The organism is Flavobacterium cryoconiti (genome assembly GCF_048158645.1).
In the GTDB taxonomy this organism is placed as follows: domain Bacteria; phylum Bacteroidota; class Bacteroidia; order Flavobacteriales; family Flavobacteriaceae; genus Flavobacterium; species Flavobacterium cryoconiti.
Map to the genome: position 1 here is coordinate 93,492 of NZ_JBLNKW010000005.1, position 24,960 is coordinate 118,451.

Consider the following 24,960-nt stretch of genomic DNA (forward strand, 5'->3'; position numbering starts at 1 on the left):
TGTAACAATTGCAGGATTTAAATGACTTATAACAAAAATAAAACGAACAAAATGAAACGAATACTTTTTTCCCTTGCTTTAGCTTCTGTTCTTTGGAGCTGTAAAACGGCAAGTACTTCTATAACTAATGCTTCAAAACAAGAAGTTCAGGTTGCAATCAATCTAAATGATATAAAAAATGACAAGGTGATGGTAACCGTAAATGCGCCATCAATTTCTACTGATGAAATTACGTATCATATTCCAAAAACAGTTCCAGGAACGTATTCTGAAGACAACTACGGGAGATATATTGATGATTTAAAAGCGTATGATGCAAAGGGAAACCTATTGGAAGTAAAGAAAACAGATGCTAATTCTTGGTCCATTGCGAATGCAAAAACGTTATACAAGATTACTTATTTGGTAAATGATTCATTTGATACCGAAACTGGTAAAAAATTTGGTGATGATGAAATTTTTTCACCTGCAGGTTCTAATATTGATGCCGGTAAAAACATAATGCTGAACACCCATTGTTTTGTGGGTTATTTTACAAATTACATGTCAATACCGTATGAAGTAACGATTTCACATCCAGCAACACTTTGGGGGGCGACCTCTATGACTGATTTGGACGCAAGTGCCACAAATGATAAATTCATAACGTCTCGATATGCAGAATTGGTAGAAAATCCGATCATGTATGCCAAGCCAGATTACACCACTTTTACAGTTGATGGAATGGAAATATTGATTGGTGTTTATTCTCCAACTGGAAAATATACGGCTGAAAGCATTACTCCAGAGATGAAGACGATGATGACTGCCCAAAAGAATTTTTTAGGCAAAATAAATTCCACTAAAAAATACAGTGTTTTGTTGTATCTGTCGACAATGAAGGAAGATGACGCAAAAGGATTTGGTGCTTTAGAACACCCTACGGCAACAACGGTAGTTTTACCTGAAATGATGCCAAAAGATGAATTAGTAAAATCGATGAAAGATGTAGTTTCACATGAATTTTTCCATATTGTAACTCCTTTGTCTATTCATTCTAAAGAGATTCAATATTTTGATTACAATGCACCAAAAATGTCTCAACACTTGTGGATGTACGAAGGTGTTACAGAATATTTTGCTAATCTTTTCCAAATTAACCAAGGCTTAATTGATGAAGATGAATTTTATACGCGTATAGCAGAAAAAATAACTCGTGCCAACACTATGAATGATACCATGTCATTTACAACTATGAGCGCAAATGTACTGACTCAACCTTACAAAGACCAATATTTGAATGTATATGAAAAAGGAGCACTTATTGGAATGTGTTTGGATATTATAATTCGAGAAAAAAGCAACGGAGAAAAAGGAATTCTTGATTTGATGCAAAAGCTATCGAATGAATATGGTCCTACAAAACCATTTAATGATGAGGAACTTTTCGCAAAAATAACGGCTTTGACCTATCCAGAAGTAGGAACTTTTTTAAGTACCTATGTATCTGGAACAACCCCAATTCCTTATGCTACTTACTTGGCTAAAGTGGGTGTTACTAATACAATAGAAAAAGTACCCGGCAATGTTTTCTTAAAAGGGAAAACACCATATATCAATGTTGACCAAAAAACTAAAGAAATAATCGTTGATCCAAAGATAACGTTAATTGATTTTTATACAAGTTTGGGACTTAAAGGAGGAGATATTATAATCGCTATAAACAATAAGCCCTATTCTTTAGACAATATCTATGAAATGATTGCCGAAAGTCAAAAATGGAAAGAAAACGATGCGATTTCCGTGAAAATAAAACGCAACGGCGCAACACAAATTATTAACGGAAAAGTAAAATTGCCTTACGAAGAAAAAGACGGTTTGAAAGCTACTGATTCTTCAAAAAACAAATTAAAAGAAGCTTGGTTTAAAGCATAAACCAAAAAACAATTCATAAAATCCCAATTTAGAAATAGATTGGGATTTTTTTTGTAAAATTTGAATGCGTTGCCAAATCATTCCAACAATTTTCTTTATTTTGCGTCAAAATATAAACACAAATGAAATCGCCATGATTCAATTCCGAAGCTTCGGGACAAATCATACTAAAGAATGGCGATACCAGTTTCAAAAAAAACAAATATTAACTTCACATGAAAAAATCTATTATCGCATTCGCTACCCTTTTGCTTTTATCTTCTTGTAGCGAAAAGGAATCAAAAACAAACTTACATATTACCGGAAATATCAAAGGATTAAAAAAAGGAACTTTATACATTCAAAAAATAGTTGATACCAGCCTTGTAGCTATTGATACTATTAACATAGATGGGAGCTCTGCTTTTGAAAGTGACTTAGATTTAAAATCTCCTGAAATGCTTTATTTATTTTTGGATAGAGGCGTAAGCAATTCACTGGATAACAACATCACATTCTTTGCTGAGCCAGGAAATATAACTATTGAAACTAGTTTAGACTCGTATCTTTCTGGTGCAAAAATTACAGGATCAAAAAATAACGATTTATATCAAGAGTATAAAAAGATAAATTCCCGTTTCACAGATGAAAATCTTACTTTAATTGAGAAAAAATTCAATGCCATTAAAAATAATAACACGAAAGCAATTGACAGCTTAAGTGCAAAACAAGACTCTAATATAAAAAGAAAATATCTATTTGCTACCAACTTTGCAATAAACAATAGAAACTACGATGTAGCCCCTTATATCGCCTTATCAGAGATTTATGATATCAATATTAAATATTTAGATACGATTCAAAAATCAATGTCTCCAAAAGTGGCACAATCACTTTATGGAAAAAAATTGACTAAATATGTTGCCGATATCAAAAAGCAAAAGTAAATTGGGTTAAAATTACACCATAAAAAAACTTCCGGTCTAAGCCGGAAGTTTTTTTATAATTAAAAAGTTTTAGAAACTTTATCTACAGCTTGAATTGTAAAATCTAAATCATCATACGTTAATGCATCAGTGATGAACCAGGTTTCGTAAGCGGATGGAGCAATATAAATTCCTTCCTGTAATAATCCATGAAAGAATTTTTTGAAGGTTTCATTATCTCCTTTTGCAGCAGATTGAAAATCGACTACCGGAGCAGCATCAAAATGTACGGAAACCATCGAACCAATTCTGTTTATGGTAAAAACAACATTATTTGCTTTCAAAACTTTTTCCATTCCAGCAGCTAAATAGGCTGTTTTTTCTTCTAATCTTTGAAAAATAGCACGATCTGCATCTAACGATTGTAACATCGCTAATCCTGCTGCCATTGCTAATGGATTTCCTGATAAAGTTCCTGCTTGATAAACAGGTCCTAATGGAGCCAGATAATTCATAATTTCTTCACGAGCAGCAAAAGCACCAACCGGCAAACCTCCTCCAATTACTTTTCCGAAACAAACTATATCAGCAGTTATATTGAATAATTCTTGAACACCACCTCTGGCAAGTCTGAATCCCGTCATCACCTCATCAAAAATCAGCAGAATTCCATTGTCAGTACACAATTGGCGCAAGCCTTCCAGAAAACCTTTATTTGGCGGAATACAACCCATATTTCCAGCAACAGGCTCTACGATAATGGCTGCAATTTCATTTTTATTAGCTTTAATTAAAGCTGCTACATTCTCTAAATCATTGTAACGTGCCAGCAAAGTATCTTTGGCAGTTCCTTCCGTTACTCCAGGACTATTTGGTGTTCCAAAAGTAATCGCTCCACTTCCAGCCTGAATCAAAAATGAATCCGAATGACCGTGATAACAACCTGCAAATTTGATTATTTTATCTCTTTTAGTAAATCCACGAGCGAGTCTTACCGCGCTCATACAAGCTTCAGTTCCTGAATTTACAAATCTAATTTTATCAATATTAGGAACCATAGAAACAGCCAAAGCTGCAATTTGAGTTTCTAATTCTGTGGGCATTCCAAAAGAAGTTCCCAATTTAGCTTTCTCAATCACGGCTTGTACAACCGGTTCAAAAGCATGTCCTAAAATCATCGGTCCCCATGAATTAATGTAATCAATCAAACGGTTTCCATCTTCATCATACATATAAGCCCCTTTGGCACTTTTAACAAAAATTGGAGTTCCACCTACCGCTTTAAAGGCTCTTACTGGTGAATTTACTCCTCCTGGAATTACTTTTTCTGCTTCAGCAAAAAGCTGACTACTTCTTGTATATAACATTTATAAATTTTGAGTTATGATTATTTTTTAAATTATTTCACTATCAGTTTTTGCCCAATAGAAAGTATATTATTCGAAAGATTATTGATCCTTTTCAATTCATCCACCATTAGGTTGAATTTTTTCGAAATAGAATAAAAAGTATCTCCTTTTTGAACTTCATATAAAGCTATATCTTGGCTTTTTGATTTTTTAGTTTCTAATGTCAATTCTTCTACCAATTGTTTTTCATTCGACACATAATTCACATCTAATACCTGATTGTCATATTGATGCAAATTATAGCGTTCTATATAGGAAATCAATTTATCAGGATATCTTGGATCTGTTGCATAACCTGCCGTTCTTAATCCTCTGGCCCAAGCCTTATAATCTCCTTTTTGTAATGTAAATAATTTAGAATACCTGCTTCTACCGGTTAGAAATATAGCATGATCTTTAAACGATTCCGATGGATTATTGTATTTTCTGAAGCATTCCTGTTCAGAATCATCATCATGCCTCACACTTTCTCCAGTCCATCCTTCATGACATTTTATACCAAAATGATTATTGGCACTTATGGCCAAATCGCCTACTCCAGCACCCGATTCTAAAATTCCCTGGGCCAAAATAATACTGGCAGGGATACCATAATTTTTCATATTCCCCATCGCAATATCTTTGAATTGAGAAACATAAGCTTTAATTACTTCATTAGTAACCACCGTTTTTGATGTGGAAACAATTACTTCCGTCTCTTGATTATTTTGTTCTTGCTTTGCAGGTTTTGTATATAACGGTTTCGCTACATTAGGCTTTTTAGCAGTATTAACTACTTGTGATTTTGGTTTTACCGGAACTTTTTTTGTAGTTATAATAACCGGTTTTGTGGCTTTACAACCTACCAAAAATAATAGTATAAAAAGCAGTAGAATTTTTTTAAACATTGATATTGATTGTTGGTAATTGTTTGTTTCTTAATTTCATATTCATTCCCTGAATTCCTTGAATTCCACCAGTATGAATTAGTAAAATTTTTGATTGAGCCGGAAAATAGTTGTTCTGTATTAAATCTATAACGCCAAAAACCATCTTTCCTGTATAAATAGGATCCAAAGGAATTTGATTTTCATCATAAAACCGATTAATAAAATCGATTAATGCTGAATTTACTTTTCCATAACCTCCAAAATGATAGTCCGTAATTAATTCCCAATTCTCATTTTGGACAAAATTACGAATTTCATCTTTTAAAAAATCACCTTTTAAAGCCGGAAATCCTAAAACTTTTTGATGTGGTAAAACACTGTTTATAATTCCTGAAATGGTTCCGCCTGTGCCTATTGAACAACAGATATAATCAAATCTAGCATCGTCCTCAGTTAGAATTTCCTCACAGCCCTTGATGGCCAATTCATTGGTTCCTCCTTCTGGAATAAGATAGAAATCGCCGAATTTTATTTTTAAATTTTCTAAAAATAAGATCTCACTTTTCAAGCGATACTCCTCTCTGGAAACAAATTCCAATTGCATTCCGCAGTTTTGAGCGAATGATAAAGTTGGATTTTCTGAAATTTTACGTTCTAATTCTTCTCCACGAATAATCCCAATGGTTTTGAATCCTTTTTCTTTTCCTGCAAAAGCAACTGCTGCAATATGATTCGAAAAAGCGCCTCCAAAAGTCAATAGTGTTTCCTGATTTTCTTCTTTTGCTTGAAGCAAATTATACTTCAACTTTCTAAACTTATTTCCCGAAACAAATGGATGAATCAAATCTTCTCGTTTGATATGCACTGAAATTGAATTTGGAAATGATATCGTTACCTGTTGATTCAAACTAAATATTTTTTACAAAGGTAAAATTAATATATAATAAAAAATGCAATCCTCACAGATTGCATTTTTCGTTTTCTATTTATTTCTGGAATTTAATTTCTAATAATAATTTTTTTACCCACCTCAATATTGTCTTTCGTCGATAACTTAACAATATAAATACCATCGCCAAGACCCGAAGTAGAAAATTTATACGAGGAATTCACTCCTAAATCTTTTTTACTGAAAATTAATTTTCCTGCTACATCATACAAACCACAAGTAGCAAGATCCATTAACAATGGATTATTGATTGTCAAATTTTTAGTTGAATTATTTTGATAAACCACAAAACTCTCACCAGCTAAATCCTTAACCCCTAAAGTAGAATTACTTTTAAAAGTAATTTCAAATTGTGTATTATTGACTCCAGCTGGCAATGTCAATTCATGGAAATCATTTTTTATATCAAAATATTTATCTGCTACCTTATCGTGTAAATAAACATTGTTTGCCTCAGTAAAATTCAAAATTTCCTTAACCGTAATTTTATAATTGGCTTGATCTCCATTCCTAAAACCAATTGGAATACTCTTATCAACATCAAAGTTTACAGCATCAATAACATACTCCGTATCTTCTAATACGAAGTAAACATCCGCTGGAGAATCATCACTTGAGGACATTGCATCCATTGCACGATCAACTCCATCAGTTGCTTCAGGAATAAATGCCAGCGCAAGTTGACGAACTCCTTGATTATTCATCAATGTATTGAATCTAATTTGTGGTGTTGGTAAAAGACTCACTTTAGTATAATCAAAACCAGAAACAGATTGAATTTTGGACAAATAATCGCCGTTGGTTTTCGTTTTATTTTGATTTGCACTTTTATTAAATTGGGAATAATTTGACGCTCCTTCTTTGACAAATACTCGGTAACTATTTTTCATTTCTACTGTTCCATTTGCAGTTCCATCAATCATAAATCCCTGCCCTACAGGACTAAAACGTCTTTCATAAATCCCACCCGTTCCGGTACTCGTTCCTTCATTACCGGAACCATCATAAGAATAGAATGTTGCCGGAACATAAATACCAGACCCCGATCTAGAAACTGGAGAAAAAGTTCCATATCCTCCTTTGTAATCTGCTATATAATGAGAACTTACCGTTTTGTCCTGCTCCCAGAAATAAGCAATCCCTGTACAATTTGTTGCATCGGTTAAAAAAGCAGACAAATCTATTGCTGATGGATACGGATTACCCGTTAATGTAAATTCTTGATCTAATACATTAATAGAAATGGTTCCATCATTAGGTTTTCCTCTAAAATCATATCGTTGTTGACTTGTCGGATTGTTTTGAACTCCATTTACCGTAGTTAAATTTGTTCCTGAAGTTCCTTTCATGGTAAATCCTTCTCCAGCATTTATACTAGAAGCGGATCCTACTTGAGTCCAACTTGTATATCCAGATGAAGCTACTAATTTATTTATCCAAAATGGAGCAATTGCAAATGGGCTAGCTGTACCATTGTAATTATTCATCGCTAAAATAGTTGGATTATTGCTATTCGTCAAATCAACAATATCTTTAAGTTGGGTAATCCCAAAAGGAGAATTTCCTGCTGTAGCAATATTTCCTCCCACTGGGGAACACCAATAATTAAATTGAAAATTATTAGTTGACCCTTCTTGAAAAACAGATAAGTTCCCAACTCCTTTATTAGCTCCTGCTACGGTAGAAGCTTGCAATAACTGCGCATCTCTCCTTAAGTAAAAATTACTGCTCGCAGCATTTAATTCCAAGCCTTGTTTTATATAAACAACTTCATTATTTACAAATACATTCGTATTGGCACTTACAAACATTTGCGCATTGATATTACTCTGAAATAAAACTCCGGAAATAATCAATAGTGTTTTTTTAAGTAATTTTGAGTTCATAAGCTTCTGTATTAAATTAATTTGTACTTTTTTAATGAGCAATTCCATTAGATGCAATAACATCTTTAATGATAGAAAATGAAGCTATTAGGAATAATAATAAAATTTCTGATGCGTTTATAATCCCATTTTTTAGAAAACCAAACCCAACATTTAATATTTTATTTAAAGTTACAAAAAAAACAGGCTCACAAGTAACTATAACACCGATAAAAAGTATAAAAAAACGTTTAAATACATTTTTTTTAATTTTAAACATGTAATTACTTACATTATTTTAAAAAAACTATCGTAAATATTTCGCTTGTATTTTTGCTCTAAAAATTGAAAATAAAAATTGTCAAAAACGCCAACTTTTTTCAAATACTTTTTTAATGTAAACTATAAGTGATTTTATAAATTTCCATTATAAATCTAAAATCAATTTTATTCTTTTTTGAAACCATATTATCTAACATTCATTATGGTTAAGATTCTATTTTTTAGAATTATTGCATCGGAATCAATTTTCCATCTAATGTCAATATTTTGCCCTGAAGAAACTGTAGCAATTGCTTGTAAAGAAATTGATCCAGTATTCAGATTACTTGCGCAAGTTCTACTCGAGTTAGGAACTAAAACTCCATTTTGATAAATACTAAACGTTGCTAATGCTTTACTAGTGGTTGCTACAGTAGTAGTACCGGGTTTAAATATAGAACCATTCACGCTTGAATAGTCAGAACCTGAAATATCGCCTAAATTCGTACCTATGTCTCCAGTGAAATAAGAATTCCCAGTGTTACTAATTGCACCATTACTAGTGAATATAACAAAAGTAGACAATGTTCCTAAGTCAAGGTAAGAACAGTTTAAAGGCATATATGCAGTTCCAGGCCCAAAACTAATAGCACCAGTTGTTGAAAACAATCTTCCTTCAAGCGTTCCATTTGCCCCCATAAAAACGGCCCCATTATTAGCAATAACTGTTCCTTTCATTGTAGTTGAAGCGGCCATAGATGCTGCACCTTCTACAATCCAAAATACGTTACATGCAGATGCGCCGTTAGTCAATGCAACAACAGTACCTGCTCCTGTAGTAAATGCACCCCCAATTTTAAAAACAAACACTGCATTTGGATTTCCTTGTGCGTCCAAAGTTAAAACTCCAGCTATTGATCCAGCTGCTCCTATTGAATATACCCCAGCTGTTAGAACCTCTCCACTACCAAGAGCAGGCGCATGAACATTAGTAACAGAAACCCCATTCAACTGATCGTATGCCGCTTTTAAATCTAATCTACCTTGATCAGTATTTACTGATCTAGAAGAATAGCTGGAAGTAATACTATACTGACTATTAAACATAACCAGATAAGTTCCAGTCACAGGAGTCAATGACAATCCTGGAATTAAAACATCAGTATTTGAATTAGTTACTATATCCTCAGTTGCAGTAACCGAATTAAAATTATCTGAATTGGCTAATACAAAAGCCGTAGTTGCTAATTGTGTCGTATTCGTTCCCACTGCTGCGGTAGGAGCTAATGACATCCCTGTGAAGGTAGGCGAATCTGAAAACACTACTCTTTTAGTCCCTGTTTCATCAATTAATGAATTCTGTGATTGTGCTGATGTAATACTTCCCGTTTGTGTTCCGTAAACTGTTCCTGCTGTAGGTAATGTTACATTTGTTACTCCTGTTGTTATAATTGTAGTTGCAAATTCACCTGGTAAAGCAAGAGTAGATTCGTTACTATTGGCTATTCCTGTCCCCCCATTAATTGGTAAAACTAAACCTGTAATAAAATCTTTCCAACCTAAATCATAAAAATTGAAAATTGAAGTAGTAGTGTTATAAATAAGAAGTCCTGTTGCAGGTGAGCTAATGGCATCTCTTTCTATAGTAGTTAAACGAGGCAAAAGAAATCCTTTATCGGTAGAATGAATATCTAATGCTGATGAAACTTCTGGGGTAACGGTACCTATTCCTACTTGTGCATTCCCTTTTTCTGAAATTAGCAGGGATAAAACGCATAAAAACAGGATATTATTTTTCATTTATTTATTTTATATATTCTATTGATCTAAATCATTAATACACTGAAAACAATGTATTTTTGTACTTTAATAAGTACATTATAAATTTTAAAGTATGCAAATATGACGCTATTGAATAACCTGACACAGGTAAAAAACATTCTTTAATTAACCTATAATTTTTTTTTAGAAAAATTGAGGAAAATATTTATAAATAAAGTAATCGCCTTAAAAACAAATTAATAAAATTAAAGCCAACACAGATAAACACACATAATAATCAAAAAACTATTTGACATTAATTAGTGTTAATATTCTACTTCCTAGCTTTAAAGTTCCGGCATCAATGTTCCACCTTACATCAACATCTTGGCCTACCGAAACATCTGCAATGGCTTGCAATGACACATCTACAGTATTTACAGAACTTAATCTCGTTCTACTGGAATTTGCAATTAATACTCCATTTTTATAAATACTAAAAGTAGCCAAAGCACTAACAGTAGTAGGCGTAATAAAAGTACCATTTACAGAAGAAGTTTCAAAACCTGTTATAGCACCTGAGTTAGTACCTATGTCTCCTGTAATATTTGAAATTCCTGTATTACCAACACCACCGGAAGAAGTAAACATAGCAAAGGAAGACAAGGCTCCCAAATCGGCATAAGAACTATTAGCCGTTTTAGTCATGATTAAAGTATCAATAACTATAGCTCCAGCCGTAGAAACTATTCTTCCTTCAAGCGTACAAGATGCTCCTAAAGAAACTGCACCATTATTAGCAATAAGGGTTCCTTTCATAATAGTTGAAGCTCCTAGCCCTATCGCTCCTTGCGCCAACCAAAAAACATTAGCAGCAGATGCTCCATTGAGCAATACTACACTAGTACTTGCACCTGTGCTAAAGGCAGCCCCAAATTTAAAAATAAAAAGAGCATTTGGATCTCCCAGTGCATCTAAAGTAAGGGTCCCTGCTGCGGAACCCGCCGCAGCTATACTATATACTCCGGGATATAGAGTCTCACCTCCAAACGCAGCAGCATGGACAGTATTTGTAACTGTGATTTGATTCAATTGATTATAAACTGCTTGTAAAGCAATCGCTCCTTGCGACGCTTTATTACCAGGTATTATTGTATATTGGCCATTAAAGGCAACAGTATAAATTCCTGCTAAAGGGCTTATCGACATTCCTGGCAATAAAACATCCGTAGTTGAACTAGTAATTATATCACCAGTGGCATTAACCGATTTATAATTACTTGCAGTATTTGCCAATACAAAAGCTGTCGTTGCTAATTGTGTCGTATTCGTTCCCACTGCTGCGGTAGGAGCTAGCGTTATACCCGTAAAAGTTGGCGATTCAGAAAACACTAACTTTCCAGTCCCTGTTTTATCGCTCAATGAATTCAGTATTTGCGCTGAAGTTATACTTCCAGTTTCCGTTCCGTACAAAGTTCCAGTCTTAGGTAATGTAACTTCTGTTAATCCTGTAGTTGTAATTGTAGTTGCAAAAGCTCCCGGCAATGCAAGAGTAGATTCGTTACTATTGGCTATTCCAGTTCCTCCATTTATTGGCAAAACTAAACCTGTAATAAAATCTTTCCAACCCAAATTATAAAAATTGAAAATTGAAGTTGTAGTGTTATAAATAAGAAGTCCAGTTGCAGGTGAACTTATTGCATCTCTTTCTGCTGTAGTCAATCGAGGCAAAAGAAATCCTTTATCAGTAGATTGAATATCTAGCATCGACGAAATTTCAGGATTTGTTGTACCTATTCCTACTTGTGCATTTGATGCTTCCGAAATTAGTAAGAATAAAATGAATAAGAACGAAATACTATTTTTCATATATTTTTAATTACCCTATTGAGATCTATCTTAATTTATTGAAAAACAACACGTTTTAAATCTAAAAAATTTATTAAAATCCAATGATGTGCAAATGTGATGTTAATTAATGAGTAAACACCTGTTAAAAAAAATAAAGCGTCTGATTGACGCATATTCAATATCTTTTTCCATTTTTTAGCATTCATTTTAACTTATAATTTTCAGTAAACAGTCACTTTTATGAGTGAAATTTTATTGGAATATAAATAACATTTTATTCATAAAAATATAATGTTTTTTCTTACAAATTAAAAATAAACAATGATGTATTTTTAAATAGTTTCTTTTTAATAGTTTCTTTCAGCAATTTAAAAATTAAGGGAAGCAAGAATAGTACACTTGATTGATCGCAATTAAACAATAAAAAGTGTCCTTTAAACTTAGTGTTCTTGAAGTAATAGACTTTTAAAAGTATTAATGAATAAAATAGCATTCATTGACAAAAACTATTTTAAAAAAATCTACGTTAGTATTTAACTCAAAAAAAACAATAATTATTTTTTATCTAAAAAATCTAAAAACTTAAATAAAGATCTGTTTTTCAAATACTCTAAATCTTTTTCATTGGCGTAAGCTTCTCTTTCGAAACTGATATTTCTATAAGCTAAATCAGCTTTTTTATATTGAATCAAACGAAATAAATATTCTATAAAATACCAAATAAAAAAAGGCAACACCAAGAGCTCTAATTGTTGGCGCAGGTGTATTTTTTCGTGATTAACAAAAACGGCATTTGCTTTATCAATACGGTATTTTACAAAGATGAAGGGGAATGCCGCTAATCCACGATATCCTTTTGGAATTAAATATTTAGCAACAATTAGAAACATTCGCTATAAAATTTATAAATTTGTACTGATAAAATGGTTCTATTTAATGAAAAACTCAATCGATTGAGTTGTATTCTTCATTAAAACAATCCTAATGACATTTATTATAGAATAATCCCAAGTATGATTGAGCAAAGTAATGAAAATAATTTAATAGAAGGGGAAGATTTCTATTACACTCCTGAAGGTTACAAATGTTTCACTGAAAAATACCATTTAAAACGCGGGTATTGTTGTAAAAGTGGTTGTCGTCATTGTCCGTATGGCTATGATAAAAAAACAGGCACAAATAAAAAGTAGTCCATCTTCAAGTTACAGATAGCAGAAATCAAGAGAACGGCAGTTTTCAAAAAACACCAACAAAAAACTAAATGGATATTTGTTTACAGAAATATAGAATCAAAATTCATAAATCCTACCACAGGTCGGATATTCGTTATCCATAGTGTATTTTTAAAACTAAAATGGTATCCTGTCGAGATACTTTTCTTTTAAAATTATACATAAAAAATTAACGAATACCATCAAAAATGACTTTTCAAGAACAAATACAACAAGGAATTCCATTGGTTTTACCAAAAATAAAATCATATGAAACAGAGATTAATCATGCACCAAAACGCAAAGAAATCCTTTCTGCTGAAGAAAAAAAACTTGCATTACGCAATGCCTTGCGTTATTTTGAACCACAACATCACGCTGAATTAATCAAAGAATTCTCAGACGAACTAGAAACGTATGGCCGTATTTATATGTATCGCTTTCGTCCTGATTATAAAATGTATGCGCGACCTATTGCTGAATATCCAGGAAAATGTGAACAGGCAAAAGCGATTATGTTGATGATTCAAAATAATTTGGATTACGCCGTTGCACAACATCCACATGAGTTGATTACCTATGGCGGGAATGGAGCCGTTTTTCAAAACTGGGCGCAATATCTTTTGACTATGCACTATTTATCGGAAATGACCGACGAACAAACATTGACGATGTATTCCGGTCATCCAATGGGATTGTTTCCTTCACATAAAGAAGCGCCAAGAGTTGTCGTGACAAATGGAATGGTAATTCCAAATTATTCCAAACCGGATGATTGGGAAAAAATGAATGCATTAGGTGTTTCTCAATACGGACAAATGACCGCCGGAAGCTATATGTACATTGGTCCGCAAGGAATTGTACACGGAACAACAATCACCGTTTTGAATGGTTTTCGTAAAATAAAACGCAGTCCAAAAGGCGGTTTATTCGTTACCTCAGGATTAGGAGGAATGAGTGGCGCACAACCAAAAGCGGGAAATATTGCCGGTTGCATTACCGTTTGTGCCGAAGTAAACCCAAAAATAACCCATATTCGCCACAGTCAGGGTTGGATAAATGAAGTGGTTGAAAATGTAGATGAATTAGTAAAAAGAGTCGCTTTGGCGCAAGCCAATAAAGAAACTGTTTCTATCGGCTATCTTGGAAATGTCGTGGACATTTGGGAAAAATTTGATGAAGAGAAAATCCATATCGATTTAGGATCTGATCAAACTTCTTTACATAATCCTTGGGCGGGAGGCTATTATCCTGCCGATGTTTCCTTTGAAGCAGCGAATGAAATGATGGCTAATAATCCTGATTTATTCAAAATAAAAGTGCAGGAAACATTACGCAGACACACTACTGCTATCAATAAACATACTGCTAGAGGAACCTATTTCTTTGATTACGGAAATGCTTTTTTACTGGAAGCTTCCCGTGCTGGCGCTGATGTAATGGCGGAGAATCATATCGATTTCAGATATCCGAGTTACGTTCAGGACATCATGGGACCGATGTGTTTTGATTACGGTTTTGGTCCATTCCGATGGGTTTGTGCTTCGGGAAAACCAGAAGATTTAGCTAAAACAGATTTAATTGCCTGCCAAGTTCTGGAAGAGATGGCAAAAACTGCTCCTGAAGAAATTCAGCAACAAATGCAGGATAACATTCACTGGATAAAAGGTGCTCAGGAAAATAAACTCGTTGTAGGTTCTCAAGCCCGAATCCTTTATGCTGATTCCGAGGGACGTGTAAAAATTGCCGAAGCTTTTAATCAGGCTATTGCCAAAGGCGAAATAGGAACTGTCGTTTTAGGTCGAGATCACCATGATGTTTCCGGTACTGATTCACCCTACAGAGAAACGTCTAATATTTATGACGGCTCCCGTTTTACTGCCGATATGGCGATACAAAACGTCATTGGAGACAGCTTTCGTGGCGCCACTTGGGTCTCGATTCACAATGGTGGTGGTGTTGGCTGGGGAGAGGTAATTAACGGTGGTTTTGGTATGGTTCTTGATGGTTCAAAAGAAGCTTCAAGACGTTTAGAATCAATGCTTTTCTGGGATGTCAATAACGGAATTTCCCGAAGAAGCTGGGCACGAAACGAAGGAGCATTATTTGCAATAAAAAGAGCGATGGAGACGCAACCTTTGTTGAAAGTTACCATCCCTAATATAGTGGCAGATAATTTATTGGATTTTTAAAAATTTGAACGCATATTTAATACACAAATAGTAATCAAACAACTAAGTCATGAAAGCAATTAAACTCCTTCCAGTAGTACTACTTCTTATAGTAGCCTCGTGCAGTTCCGTAAAAGTATATTCCGATTTTGATAAAAATGCAGATTTTAGTGAATACAAAACCTATGCATTTCATAGAAGAGGTATCGATAGAGTCGAAGTTTCAGAATTAGACAAGAAAAGAATTCTTCATGCGATTGACAATGAATTGAGCAAAAAAGGAATGTCTAAGAGTGAAACACCTGATTTACTTATCAATATTTTAACCAAAGAAAGAGAACGAGTAGATGTTAACCAATATAACGCAGGATGGGGTTATGGTTGGGGATGGGGATGGAATCCTTATTTATGGGGAGGTCGTACCTATGTTTCGACTTCAACTGAAGGTACTCTTTATATTGATTTAATTGATGCCAAGAAAAAAGAGTTGGTTTGGGAAGGTGAAGGCGTAGGGTATTTGACTCAAAACCGAAAAGAGAAAGAAAAACAAATCAATGAATTTGTGGCTAAAATTTTAGAGCAATTCCCGCCTAAAGCAAAATAGCTTAAGATAAATTTAAACATAAAGCCTACCTTTGCGTAGGCTTTTTTATACCAAATTATGGCAATCCTTACCGACATTACAACTTTGGAAGACATCAAATTACTTGTTGATTCTTTTTACTCCAAAGTTCAAAAAGACCAATTTATTGGACCAATATTCAACGAAAAAATAGGCAGCCGCTGGCCAGAACATTTAGAAAAAATGTATCGCTTTTGGCAAACTATTTTACTGGAAGTTCACTCTTATTCCGGCAGTCCATTTCCTCCTCACAAACAATTACCCGTTGCCAAAGAACACTTTGAACGCTGGATGGAAATTTTCATTGAAACTACCGATAGTTTATTTGTAGGCCCATTAGCCGAAGAAGCGAAATTACGTGCCAAAAATATGGCTGAAATGTTCAATTATAAAATTGAGTATTTCAGGAATGCCGAAAAAAATTAAATCCTTAACTAATTATTAAAGACTAACCAATCAACTTTTTTTCGATAACCAGTATCTTTGAAATAAAATACAATTCAACTAAAAGCCACACGAATATTATACTAAATAAAATATGCGTAAATTTCTAATTCTCGTTGTTTTACAAGCTGTCCTCCTTTCTTGTTCCAATTTAAAACAAACTGCTGAAAACAAACCGACTCCCAGTTTAAAATTTATCAGTTCGTTAGAAATTCCTTTTAATCAAACTTTTCAAGACACTAAAGTTGGTGGTTTATCCGGAATTGATTATGATGCAAAAAACGACCTTTACTACCTAATAAGTGATGATAGATCAGCTTTTAACGATTCCAGATTTTACACTGCAAAAATTCGGTTGTTCGAAAATAAATTAGAAAGTATTAATTTTCAAAGCGTCACTACTTTAAAAAATGAAACCGGAAAAAGTTTTGGTAACTGGAATACTAACCCAACAACGGCAGCCGACCCTGAAGATATTCGATTCAATCCCAAAACCAACTCCTTAGTTTGGAGTAGCGAAGGCGCTCGTGTAGTTACTACAGATAAATTAGTTTTACAAAACCCTTCTATTAATTTTATAGATTTAAAAGGCAATTTTCTTGGCAAAGCTAAATTACCAGCGAATTTAGAAATACAAAAAGAGGAAAAAGGCCCCAGAAATAATGGGACTTTAGAAGGGATTACTTTTGACACAAAATACAAAAACATCTTTACTAACATTGAAGAACCTTTATTTGAAGACGGTGACCAAGCCAATACCAGCAAAGGAGGTTTGATTCGATTGTATCAATTTAATGCCAAAACAAAAAAGAATACTGCTCAATACGCATACAAATTAGAACCTATTGCACTGGAACCGAATCCAAAAGGCGCTTTTGCCGTGAATGGCGTTTCGGCAATTCAATATTATGGAAAAAACCAGTTGCTTGTAGTGGAGCGTTCCTATTCTACCGGTACACAAGCCTGCACTATAAAAGTATTTTTGTGTGACTTGAAAAAGGCAGCTAATATTAAAAACTACGGTTCGTTAAAGAATCAACATTTTGAATTGGCTCCCAAAAAACTGATGCTGAACATGGATGATTTAGGGATTTTTATTGATAATATCGAAGGGATCACTTTTGGACCAAAATTGGCAAATGGCCACCAATCCATTATTTTCATTTCGGATAATAATTTTTCTGAGATGCAAAAAACGCAAGTGTTGGTGTTTGAGTTGATGGAATAGTAAATCCAACAAACATCAATAAATTACCAACTCCCCTAGCCCTGGTAGTAATGAAAAGCTTTTTACGAAAGCCGTTTTTGGTTTTTCTTGTTGCCGCAAAGCGACCGGAGGAAGCTCTTGCAGCAACTTTAGAAAAACAAACGGATTTGTAAAAACTTGTAATGAAAAGCTGGAAATAGCTCCTGAAATTTGTACTTTTGCATTATAACTACAACGATTTCGAAATGAACTCAACTATTGAAAGTAATCCATTATTAGACCGATTGCCAAAGCACTTAAAGCAATTTATTAAGCCTCAAGACTATAGCGACTACACACCTATAAATCAGGCAGTTTGGCGTTATGTAATGCGTAAAAATGTAAATTATCTTTCGAAAGTAGCTCATAGTTCATACCTCGAAGGATTGAAAAAAACAGGAATTGAAATTGACCACATTCCAAGCATGTACGGTATGAATCGGATTCTGACTGAAATAGGCTGGGCTGCTGTAGCGGTGGACGGATTTATTCCACCCAATGCTTTCATGGAATTTCAAGCCTATAATGTACTCGTAATTGCTTCTGATATTCGTCAACTCGAACATATAGAATACACGCCAGCACCAGATATTATTCACGAAGGTGCCGGTCATGCGCCCATTATTGCCAATCCTGAATATGCAGAATACCTGCGTCGTTTTGGAGAAATAGGCTGTAAAGCGATTTCTTCGAATAAAGATTACCAAATGTACGAAGCCATCCGACTGCTTTCTATTTTGAAAGAAGCGGAAGATACGCCTCAAGCCGATATTGATGCTGCCGAAAAAGCGGTGGAGGATTTGCAGAATAATATGGGCGAATTATCGGAAATGGCGCAAATTAGAAACCTACATTGGTGGACCGTAGAATATGGCTTGATAGGAACTATCGACAACCCGAAAATTTATGGTGCCGGATTACTTTCGTCTATTGGTGAAAGTGCGTGGTGCATGACGGATAATGTGAAGAAAATCGCTTACGACCTATCAGCAGCCAACCAAAGTTTTGACATTACAAAACTGCAACCACAACTTTACGTCACTCCAGATTTTGCTTATTTAAGCTTGGTTTTGGAAGAGTTTGCCAATAAAATGGCATTGCGTACCGGAGGATTATCGGGAATTAATAAATTGATTCATTCTAATGCTTTGGGAACGATTGAACTGAGTACCGGAATTCAGATTTCGGGAGTTTTCACCAATGTTATTGAAGAAGAAGGAAAACCCGTCTATATCCAAACTACAGGAAAAACTGCCTTATCGTATAGAGAAAAAGAATTAGTGGGTCATGGAACAATCAAACATCTGGAAGGTTTTGGAAGTCCTATTGGGAAACTAAAAGGTATAAATCTTGCAATTGAAGACATGAGTCCAAGAGATTTAAGTGCCTATTCTATCACTGAAAACAAAAGTGTAACCTTAGAATTTGAAGGTGACATTACGGTAAAAGGGGAAATTATAACAGGCTCCAGAAACCTGCACGGCGAGATTATTTTAATCAGTTTAAAAAACTGTACCGTAACACACAAAGAAACTATTTTGTTTCAACCGGAATGGGGCAATTACGATATGGCGATAGGAAAAAAAGTGATTTCGGCCTTTTCAGGTCCGGCTGATGTGAATAGTTTTGATTTGATTTCGCATGTTCCAACAAGCAAAACCATCAAGGCTAAACATACCACAGAACGTGACGATTTAGAGGTTTTATACCAGACGATTCGAATGATCAGAGAATCTAAAGACATGCAAACTTCTTTAGCGCCAATTTTTGATAAATTGCATACCAATCACCCAAATGACTGGTTGTTAGCCGTAGAAATCACAGAACTTTTGAGAGACAGAAACGAACCTCAACTGTTACAGGAAGTCATCGCTTATCTTGAAAATTTAAAAGAAAAAAGACCCGAAGTAGCGCATTTGATTGCTGGCGGTTTGGATTTGATTTTTGATAAGGAGAAAGCTTAAAAAAACTACCGCAGTTTAGCAAATTATTAGAATTATCTAAAATCTGTGAAACTGCGGTTCATTTTTTAAATTACAATTTTATTTGCTGTCCAAAATCTTTCTCGCTTTCAATTACTTTTCCCTCATACTGTAACTTCCAACCCATGGTATTGGTCAGAATCAATATTTTGGATAATTCACTAATTAAGCGATTTTGAGCATTCGTTTTTAATGACGATTTTTCTATTTTCTTGGCTAAATTCGCTTTAACTGACTTATTGATTTTATTGTAATCATCACCCGTAAAAGGATTCAATTTGCTTTGCTCCACATCGTAAAATTGAATATCGGGGCTGATTTTTATTTCTTCTTTTGGGATGCTTACAATCGTTATCGTTTTATTTTTTTCATCGATATCGTATTTCATTTTATGCAAATCATAAGCAACAGTCACATCTGCATTAACAATAACCAAGGCTTTTTTCTCGAAAGAAAGCATGTCTAATAAATATTTCTGTTGATTTTTATAGGTTATCACTTCTGAAAAATGGCCTTCGGTAACCACAAGTTTCCCTACGTTTACAATTTGTTGTTGAATGAGATTAGTATTATAACTGATGTCTTCATCATCGTTTTTCTTAAAGTCACAAAATTTGAATAATAAAAATATTCCGGCAATAACTCCTATTCCAATACCTATTTTTCTAAGCATAATTAAAATTTCATGAATGAATATTGTTTTTCCAATTTAGTGATTTTATCTCGAAGTTTGGACTCAAACTTCAAATGACTTTCAGAATTAGGATTAAAAGGCTTATGTGAAAGACTTTTTTGAATACTTTCTACTTCATCTATCGTAGCTAAAGCAGCTTCAGAAATGGTAGTTTCCTTAAAACGCTTCCAGATATAATCGATTGCCACTTGATTGGGATGCAACATATCTTCCCCATAAAACCGATAATCACGAAGTTCGTCTATCATGATTTCGTAGCTTGGAAAGTATTCAGTATGCAGTTTATAATGTTCCTTATTCAGAACGCTGTGAACAGCCGAAATTAAGTTCGCTTTACTCCATTGGTTTTCGACAAAACCATCTTTGATATGTCGTATTGGTGAAATCGTGAAAATGATATTGCAACTAGGATTAACTGAATGGATTAATTTAATAGTATTCGCAATACTTTCTTTACTCTCGTCAACCGAAAGTAATTCTTTCTTAAACTGTTTTTGCGGTACTTTATGGCAATTCGCCACAATGGCATCACTTTCAATATTTCGATATACCCACGAGGTTCCGTATGTAATAATAACATGAGAAGCTTCTTGTAATTGCTGTTTTGTTGATTCGAGTATCGCGCTTAAAGATGCTAATAAATCCTCCTTATTTGAATTACTCAAATCCGAATGTACATCAAAACAATGCCAACGTTCGTTATAGAAAAAAATATCTTCTTCAGTGAATAATACTGCATTTATGGTTTTATAAATAATTTTTTCAATAGAAACCGGATTGAAAATTATTCCGAAAGGATTTATGATATTTTCGAATTTAAAATAATTGAATTTTTCACCCATGTTTTCCACAAAACAAGATCCCAAAGACACAATTTTAGAATTGTAATCAATAGAATGACTACTTTGAGAAATGGGAATTGGAGTTCTAAATTGCATTGTTATTTTATTTACTACAAATTTGAATAATTTTAGTGAATTAAATACGATTTAACTCTTTTTTCATTCATCAAGTATATTCAAAATTAAGAAACCCTTTCAATGTTTTAAACTATGAAAGGGTTTTCCAGTTTTCTATGAACTCATGATTTTATTAATAGAAATATTGTGTTTTCAGATAACCATTAGTAGAAATTGATGTTTCCGAAACCTGTTCAGTTGGATAATTCTCTAAATCGTATGCAAAGGAATTTTTATAAAATTTAGCCGAAGATGCTATTTGCTCGTCTTTAGTAGTACTTATAATCACTGTACTTATCAAACTATTATTCGATGAGATTGCTTCATTATAATCCAATAGTTTTTTATATCCCAATACATTAAACAATGGATTGTGTTTAGAATCATAATCAAAACTTATACTGTAACTAGAAGTAACTCCTACTGTTGTGTTGTCTAATATTCTTTCGTCCTTGATGAAATTTTCATTTTGAAAATACAAAATTCCATGATACATTTTCACTTCTTGATTTCCTGAATTAATGACATTTTTTTCATAAGAAACAGTTTCATCTGAATTATGAATGTAATTTATTATATAATTGTTTGGGGACTTTATGCGTATCAATTCACCGGCAACATAAGTGTATTCTACAGTTTCGAGAAGTTGATTTGTTTTGTTCAACGTTACTGTTTTCGAAATCAAACCATCCGTATAGGTAAAATCAACATGTTTCTGAACGCCATCAATACTTACAATTTTATTGCCATTATAAGTAAACAAAGTCGTTGCTGAAGTTCCATCTGCTGAAGTAGCAACTATCTTTTTTAGCAATTTTATGCTGTCATCAGTATCATTTGAACACGAACAAAGAGTCAATAAAAAAATTGATAAGACACAAAATATTTTTTTTGTTTTTTTCATAATACTAAATAAATCGCATAGATCTTCATCAAACCTTTCGTTCTATATAAATCAAACCTAAAAAAATAAAACAAAAGCTACAATATTCATCGCTACAATCCCTATATTTCGGTTAAACTACTTTTTTTAACTTAGCTATAACACTATATGAAGACCATATATAAGTGAGTTGAACAAAAAAATAAACCCTTTTAGAACTTCTGCTCTAAAAGGGTTTCTATTATAAAAAATAAATTTGTTTTATTTTACAAACTCAACCGCTTTTTCTAAGGCGTTTTGAATTCCGGCTATATTCTTTCCTCCAGCTGTAGCAAAAAATGGTTGTCCGCCACCGCCTCCTTGGATAAATTTACCCAATTCACGAACTACTTGCCCAGCATTTAGGTTTTTATCAGCAACTAATTCTTTAGAAATATAACAGGTTAACATTGGTTTTTCTTCGTCGGCTGTAGCCAAGACAAGGAATACATTTTTACCTAAATTCCCTAATTCATACGCCAAATCTTTTGCTCCTTCCGGATTTAAATCCACTTGTTTTGCTAAGAATTGTATGCCGTTTATTTCCTGTATTTCTGCTGTTAAACCCGCTTTCAAATTTTTAACTTTGTCTTTCACCAAAGCCTCAATTTGTTTGGCCAATTTGGTATTTTCTTCTTGCATCGAATGAACGGCTTTCAAAATATCCTGAGGATTTTTTAATGCTGTTTTTACATCATTCAATATGTTTTCATAAGATGCAAAATGTGCTTTAACGGCATCACTTGTAATGGCTTCGATACGACGAATTCCTGCAGCAACCGCTCCTTCTGAAACGATTTTGAAATACCAGATTTCAGCCGTGTTTTTCACGTGGATTCCTCCGCATAATTCCATGCTTTCGCCAAATTTTATGGCACGTACATTATCTCCGTATTTTTCACCAAACAAAGCCATTGCGCCTTCTTCTAAAGCTTGTTGAATTGGAATATTTCTTCTTTCAATTAATGGCAATTGTTCCTGGATTCTTGCATTTACAAAATCCTCTACTTGTTGCAATTCGGTTTCCGTCATTTTAGCAAAATGAGAAAAGTCAAAACGCAAATAGTTTGGATTTACCAAGGAACCTTTTTGTTCTACATGCGTTCCAAGAATACTTCTCAACGCTTGGTGCATTAAGTGCGTAGCCGAGTGATTTCTAGAAGACAAACTTCTCAAATCCTGATTTACTTTAGCTGTAAAACTAGCGTTTACATTTTCCGGTAATTTTTTTGCAAAATGCAAAATCAGGTTATTTTCTTTTTTGGTATCGATGATTTCAATCGTTTCATTTGCAGAGACCAATGTTCCTTTATCTCCCACTTGCCCACCACCTTCTGGATAGAATGGCGTGTTATCTAAAACGATTTGGTATAAAACCCCGTCCTTTTTACTGTCAATTTTACGGATGCGAGTGATTTTTACGTCCCTTTCTGATTGATCGTAACCCACAAATGTTTCTATATTTCCAGGAATCAACACGGACCAATCTTCGGTAGAAACTTCTGATGCAGCACGCGAACGGGCTTTTTGAGCTTGCATGGCTGCGTTAAAACCAGCTTCGTCCAGTTCAAATCCTTTTTCTCTAAGAATCAATGCGGTTAAGTCAATTGGAAATCCAAAAGTATCGTATAATTCAAATGCTTTAGTACCTGAAACGGTTGACCCTTTAGTTTCGGCAACTACATTTTCCAGCAATTGCAATCCTTGGTCTAAAGTTCTCAAAAAAGAAGCTTCTTCTTCCCGAATTACATTCGTAACCAATTGTTGTTGCGATTTGATTTCCGGAAAAAATTCACCCATTTGATTGGCCAAAACGGCTACCAATTGATTGATAAACGGTTCTTTGGTATTCAAGAAAGTAAATCCGTAACGAATTGCACGACGCAAAATTCTACGAATTACATAACCAGCACCTGTGTTTGATGGCAATTGTCCGTCAGCAATAGCAAAAGCCACCGCACGAACGTGATCAACCACTACGCGAATAGCGATATTGGTTTTGTTTTGCTCTTCAGATTCTTCACTATCGTTCAGAATGACATCATTGGTTGTGTATTTTAATCCTGTAATTTGTTCTACTTTTTCAATAAGTGGCGTAAACACATCCGTATCATAATTAGACGTTTTTCCTTGTAATGCCATACACAAACGCTCAAATCCCATTCCGGTATCAACGTGCTGCGCAGGTAATTTCTCTAAAGAACCGTCGGCTTTACGGTTGAACTCCATGAATACGTTATTCCAGATTTCCACTACTTGCGGATGGTCATTGTTTACTAAACTCTTTCCAGAAACCTGTGATTTTTCTGCTTCCGGGCGTAAATCAACATGAATTTCAGAACAAGGCCCACAAGGTCCTTGGTCTCCCATTTCCCAGAAATTGTCTTTCTTGTTTCCAAGAATGATTCGGTCTTCATCAATCAATCCCTTCCAAATATCCCAAGCTTCCTGATCAAATGGTACATTTTCTTCCGGGTTTCCTTCAAATACAGAAACGTATAAATTTTCTTTTGGAATTTTATAGACTTCCGTCAAAAGTTCCCAAGCCCAGTTAATAGCTTCTTTTTTGAAATAATCCCCAAAAGACCAGTTCCCAAGCATTTCAAACATGGTGTGGTGGTAGGTATCAAAACCTACATCTTCTAAGTCATTATGTTTTCCTGAAACACGAAGACATTTTTGCGTATCGGCAATTCTATTGCTTTTTGGCGTGGCGTTCCCAAGGAAATATTCTTTGAACTGTGCCATTCCTGAGTTGTTAAACATCAGGGTTGGATCATCTTTTAGAACTATGGGTGCCGATGGAACGATTAAGTGTCCTTTTAATGCGAAAAAATCCAGAAATTGTTTACGTACGTCTTGTGATGTCATTTTTTTAATTTAAATATTTAAAGATTCAAAAATTTAAGATTATTTAGAATTGAA

The 24,960-nt window shown here is 34.1% G+C and carries 20 protein-coding genes; 8 read left to right on the plus strand and 12 right to left on the minus strand.

Translation table 11 applies throughout. The annotated features are described in order from the left end of the window. Nucleotides 1–51 precede the first annotated feature (51 nt). Nucleotides 52–1,914, plus strand: a complete 1,863-nt coding sequence (locus tag ACM55H_RS08805) for a M61 family metallopeptidase (RefSeq protein ID WP_416836152.1) — start codon at nucleotides 52–54, stop codon at nucleotides 1,912–1,914. A gap of 215 nt (nucleotides 1,915–2,129) precedes the next feature. Beyond that, entirely contained in the window at nucleotides 2,130–2,840 is a 711-nt protein-coding gene (locus ACM55H_RS08810; RefSeq protein WP_416836153.1) for a DUF4369 domain-containing protein, read from the plus strand. A 59-nt stretch (nucleotides 2,841–2,899) separates the two neighbouring features. Here ACM55H_RS08810 and hemL read toward each other — a convergent pair whose 3' ends face one another. From hemL to ACM55H_RS08850, 8 genes are all read right to left on the minus strand, one after another. Then, nucleotides 2,900–4,186 carry a glutamate-1-semialdehyde 2,1-aminomutase gene (hemL, locus tag ACM55H_RS08815; RefSeq protein ID WP_416836154.1) on the minus strand — a complete coding sequence of 429 codons (1,287 nt, stop codon included), beginning with the start codon at nucleotides 4,184–4,186 and terminating at the stop codon, nucleotides 2,900–2,902. 32 nt (nucleotides 4,187–4,218) lie between these two features. Beyond that, a complete protein-coding gene (locus ACM55H_RS08820; RefSeq protein ID WP_416836155.1) occupies nucleotides 4,219–5,115 on the minus strand; it encodes a glucosaminidase domain-containing protein in 897 nt (298 codons plus the stop codon). Then, complete coding sequence (locus tag ACM55H_RS08825) at nucleotides 5,108–6,004, minus strand: 1-aminocyclopropane-1-carboxylate deaminase/D-cysteine desulfhydrase (protein WP_416836156.1); 897 nt, start codon at nucleotides 6,002–6,004, stop codon at nucleotides 5,108–5,110. Before ACM55H_RS08825 ends, ACM55H_RS08820 begins: the two co-directional genes overlap by 8 nt. Nucleotides 6,005–6,096: 92 nt before the next feature. Beyond that, on the minus strand, nucleotides 6,097–7,932 hold the full coding sequence (locus tag ACM55H_RS08830) for a T9SS type A sorting domain-containing protein (RefSeq protein ID WP_416836157.1): 1,836 nt from the start codon (nucleotides 7,930–7,932) through the stop codon (nucleotides 6,097–6,099). A 31-nt stretch (nucleotides 7,933–7,963) separates the two neighbouring features. Beyond that, nucleotides 7,964–8,191, minus strand: a complete 228-nt coding sequence (locus ACM55H_RS08835; protein WP_416836158.1) for a hypothetical protein — start codon at nucleotides 8,189–8,191, stop codon at nucleotides 7,964–7,966. Between the two features lie 188 nt (nucleotides 8,192–8,379). Next, on the minus strand, nucleotides 8,380–9,972 hold the full coding sequence (locus ACM55H_RS08840) for an ice-binding family protein (protein ID WP_416836159.1): 1,593 nt from the start codon (nucleotides 9,970–9,972) through the stop codon (nucleotides 8,380–8,382). 267 nt (nucleotides 9,973–10,239) lie between these two features. Next, nucleotides 10,240–11,802 (minus strand): ice-binding family protein, encoded by a 1,563-nt coding sequence (locus tag ACM55H_RS08845; RefSeq protein WP_416836160.1) that lies wholly within the window; start codon nucleotides 11,800–11,802, stop codon nucleotides 10,240–10,242. 536 nt (nucleotides 11,803–12,338) lie between these two features. Beyond that, nucleotides 12,339–12,674 carry a hypothetical protein gene (locus ACM55H_RS08850; protein ID WP_416836161.1) on the minus strand — a complete coding sequence of 112 codons (336 nt, stop codon included), beginning with the start codon at nucleotides 12,672–12,674 and terminating at the stop codon, nucleotides 12,339–12,341. Between the two features lie 123 nt (nucleotides 12,675–12,797). On the opposite strand from ACM55H_RS08850, the gene ACM55H_RS08855 reads away from it, so the two are divergent. From ACM55H_RS08855 to ACM55H_RS08880, 6 genes are all read left to right on the plus strand, one after another. Continuing rightward, nucleotides 12,798–12,974, plus strand: a complete 177-nt coding sequence (locus ACM55H_RS08855) for a DUF5522 domain-containing protein (RefSeq protein ID WP_291248393.1) — start codon at nucleotides 12,798–12,800, stop codon at nucleotides 12,972–12,974. A gap of 230 nt (nucleotides 12,975–13,204) precedes the next feature. Further along, nucleotides 13,205–15,187, plus strand: coding sequence for a urocanate hydratase (locus tag ACM55H_RS08860; RefSeq protein WP_416836162.1), 1,983 nt, complete (start codon nucleotides 13,205–13,207; stop codon nucleotides 15,185–15,187). Nucleotides 15,188–15,236: 49 nt separating this feature from the next. Next, nucleotides 15,237–15,770, plus strand: a complete 534-nt coding sequence (locus ACM55H_RS08865; RefSeq protein ID WP_416836163.1) for a DUF4136 domain-containing protein — start codon at nucleotides 15,237–15,239, stop codon at nucleotides 15,768–15,770. 57 nt (nucleotides 15,771–15,827) lie between these two features. Then, on the plus strand, nucleotides 15,828–16,214 hold the full coding sequence (locus ACM55H_RS08870; RefSeq protein WP_416836164.1) for a group III truncated hemoglobin: 387 nt from the start codon (nucleotides 15,828–15,830) through the stop codon (nucleotides 16,212–16,214). A gap of 112 nt (nucleotides 16,215–16,326) precedes the next feature. Further along, complete coding sequence (locus tag ACM55H_RS08875) at nucleotides 16,327–17,460, plus strand: esterase-like activity of phytase family protein (protein WP_416836165.1); 1,134 nt, start codon at nucleotides 16,327–16,329, stop codon at nucleotides 17,458–17,460. A 224-nt stretch (nucleotides 17,461–17,684) separates the two neighbouring features. Then, nucleotides 17,685–19,442 (plus strand): aromatic amino acid hydroxylase, encoded by a 1,758-nt coding sequence (locus tag ACM55H_RS08880; RefSeq protein WP_416836167.1) that lies wholly within the window; start codon nucleotides 17,685–17,687, stop codon nucleotides 19,440–19,442. Nucleotides 19,443–19,512: 70 nt separating this feature from the next. On the opposite strand, the gene ACM55H_RS08885 is transcribed toward ACM55H_RS08880, so the two are convergent. The 4 genes from ACM55H_RS08885 to alaS all read right to left on the minus strand — a co-directional run bounded on the left by ACM55H_RS08885 (nucleotide 19,513) and on the right by alaS (nucleotide 24,906). After that, a complete protein-coding gene (locus ACM55H_RS08885; RefSeq protein ID WP_416836168.1) occupies nucleotides 19,513–20,133 on the minus strand; it encodes a DUF4230 domain-containing protein in 621 nt (206 codons plus the stop codon). 2 nt (nucleotides 20,134–20,135) lie between these two features. Beyond that, nucleotides 20,136–21,092: a GSCFA domain-containing protein gene (locus tag ACM55H_RS08890; protein WP_416836169.1), complete on the minus strand. Its 957-nt coding sequence runs from the start codon at nucleotides 21,090–21,092 to the stop codon at nucleotides 20,136–20,138. A gap of 154 nt (nucleotides 21,093–21,246) precedes the next feature. Next, nucleotides 21,247–21,927 (minus strand): hypothetical protein, encoded by a 681-nt coding sequence (locus ACM55H_RS08895; RefSeq protein WP_416836170.1) that lies wholly within the window; start codon nucleotides 21,925–21,927, stop codon nucleotides 21,247–21,249. Between the two features lie 330 nt (nucleotides 21,928–22,257). Further along, nucleotides 22,258–24,906, minus strand: coding sequence for an alanine--tRNA ligase (alaS, locus tag ACM55H_RS08900; protein WP_416836171.1), 2,649 nt, complete (start codon nucleotides 24,904–24,906; stop codon nucleotides 22,258–22,260). Between the last annotated feature and the right edge of the window lie 54 nt (nucleotides 24,907–24,960).

Excerpts from the sequence above, each read along its gene's own strand:
- hemL (WP_416836154.1), bottom strand. The coding sequence starts at position 4,186 with ATGTTATATACAAGAAGTAGTCAGCTTTTTGCTGAAGCAGAAAAAGTA.
- ACM55H_RS08805 (WP_416836152.1), top strand. The coding sequence starts at position 52 with ATGAAACGAATACTTTTTTCCCTTGCTTTAGCTTCTGTTCTTTGGAGC.
- ACM55H_RS08835 (WP_416836158.1), bottom strand. The coding sequence starts at position 8,191 with ATGTTTAAAATTAAAAAAAATGTATTTAAACGTTTTTTTATACTTTTT.
- ACM55H_RS08845 (WP_416836160.1), bottom strand. The coding sequence starts at position 11,802 with ATGAAAAATAGTATTTCGTTCTTATTCATTTTATTCTTACTAATTTCG.
- ACM55H_RS08870 (WP_416836164.1), top strand. The coding sequence starts at position 15,828 with ATGGCAATCCTTACCGACATTACAACTTTGGAAGACATCAAATTACTT.
- ACM55H_RS08860 (WP_416836162.1), top strand. The coding sequence starts at position 13,205 with ATGACTTTTCAAGAACAAATACAACAAGGAATTCCATTGGTTTTACCA.
- ACM55H_RS08875 (WP_416836165.1), top strand. The coding sequence starts at position 16,327 with ATGCGTAAATTTCTAATTCTCGTTGTTTTACAAGCTGTCCTCCTTTCT.
- ACM55H_RS08820 (WP_416836155.1), bottom strand. The coding sequence starts at position 5,115 with ATGTTTAAAAAAATTCTACTGCTTTTTATACTATTATTTTTGGTAGGT.
- ACM55H_RS08855 (WP_291248393.1), top strand. The coding sequence starts at position 12,798 with ATGATTGAGCAAAGTAATGAAAATAATTTAATAGAAGGGGAAGATTTC.
- ACM55H_RS08810 (WP_416836153.1), top strand. The coding sequence starts at position 2,130 with ATGAAAAAATCTATTATCGCATTCGCTACCCTTTTGCTTTTATCTTCT.
- ACM55H_RS08865 (WP_416836163.1), top strand. The coding sequence starts at position 15,237 with ATGAAAGCAATTAAACTCCTTCCAGTAGTACTACTTCTTATAGTAGCC.
- ACM55H_RS08850 (WP_416836161.1), bottom strand. The coding sequence starts at position 12,674 with ATGTTTCTAATTGTTGCTAAATATTTAATTCCAAAAGGATATCGTGGA.
- ACM55H_RS08880 (WP_416836167.1), top strand. The coding sequence starts at position 17,685 with ATGAACTCAACTATTGAAAGTAATCCATTATTAGACCGATTGCCAAAG.
- alaS (WP_416836171.1), bottom strand. The coding sequence starts at position 24,906 with ATGACATCACAAGACGTACGTAAACAATTTCTGGATTTTTTCGCATTA.
- ACM55H_RS08885 (WP_416836168.1), bottom strand. The coding sequence starts at position 20,133 with ATGCTTAGAAAAATAGGTATTGGAATAGGAGTTATTGCCGGAATATTT.
- ACM55H_RS08890 (WP_416836169.1), bottom strand. The coding sequence starts at position 21,092 with ATGCAATTTAGAACTCCAATTCCCATTTCTCAAAGTAGTCATTCTATT.
- ACM55H_RS08840 (WP_416836159.1), bottom strand. The coding sequence starts at position 9,972 with ATGAAAAATAATATCCTGTTTTTATGCGTTTTATCCCTGCTAATTTCA.
- ACM55H_RS08830 (WP_416836157.1), bottom strand. The coding sequence starts at position 7,932 with ATGAACTCAAAATTACTTAAAAAAACACTATTGATTATTTCCGGAGTT.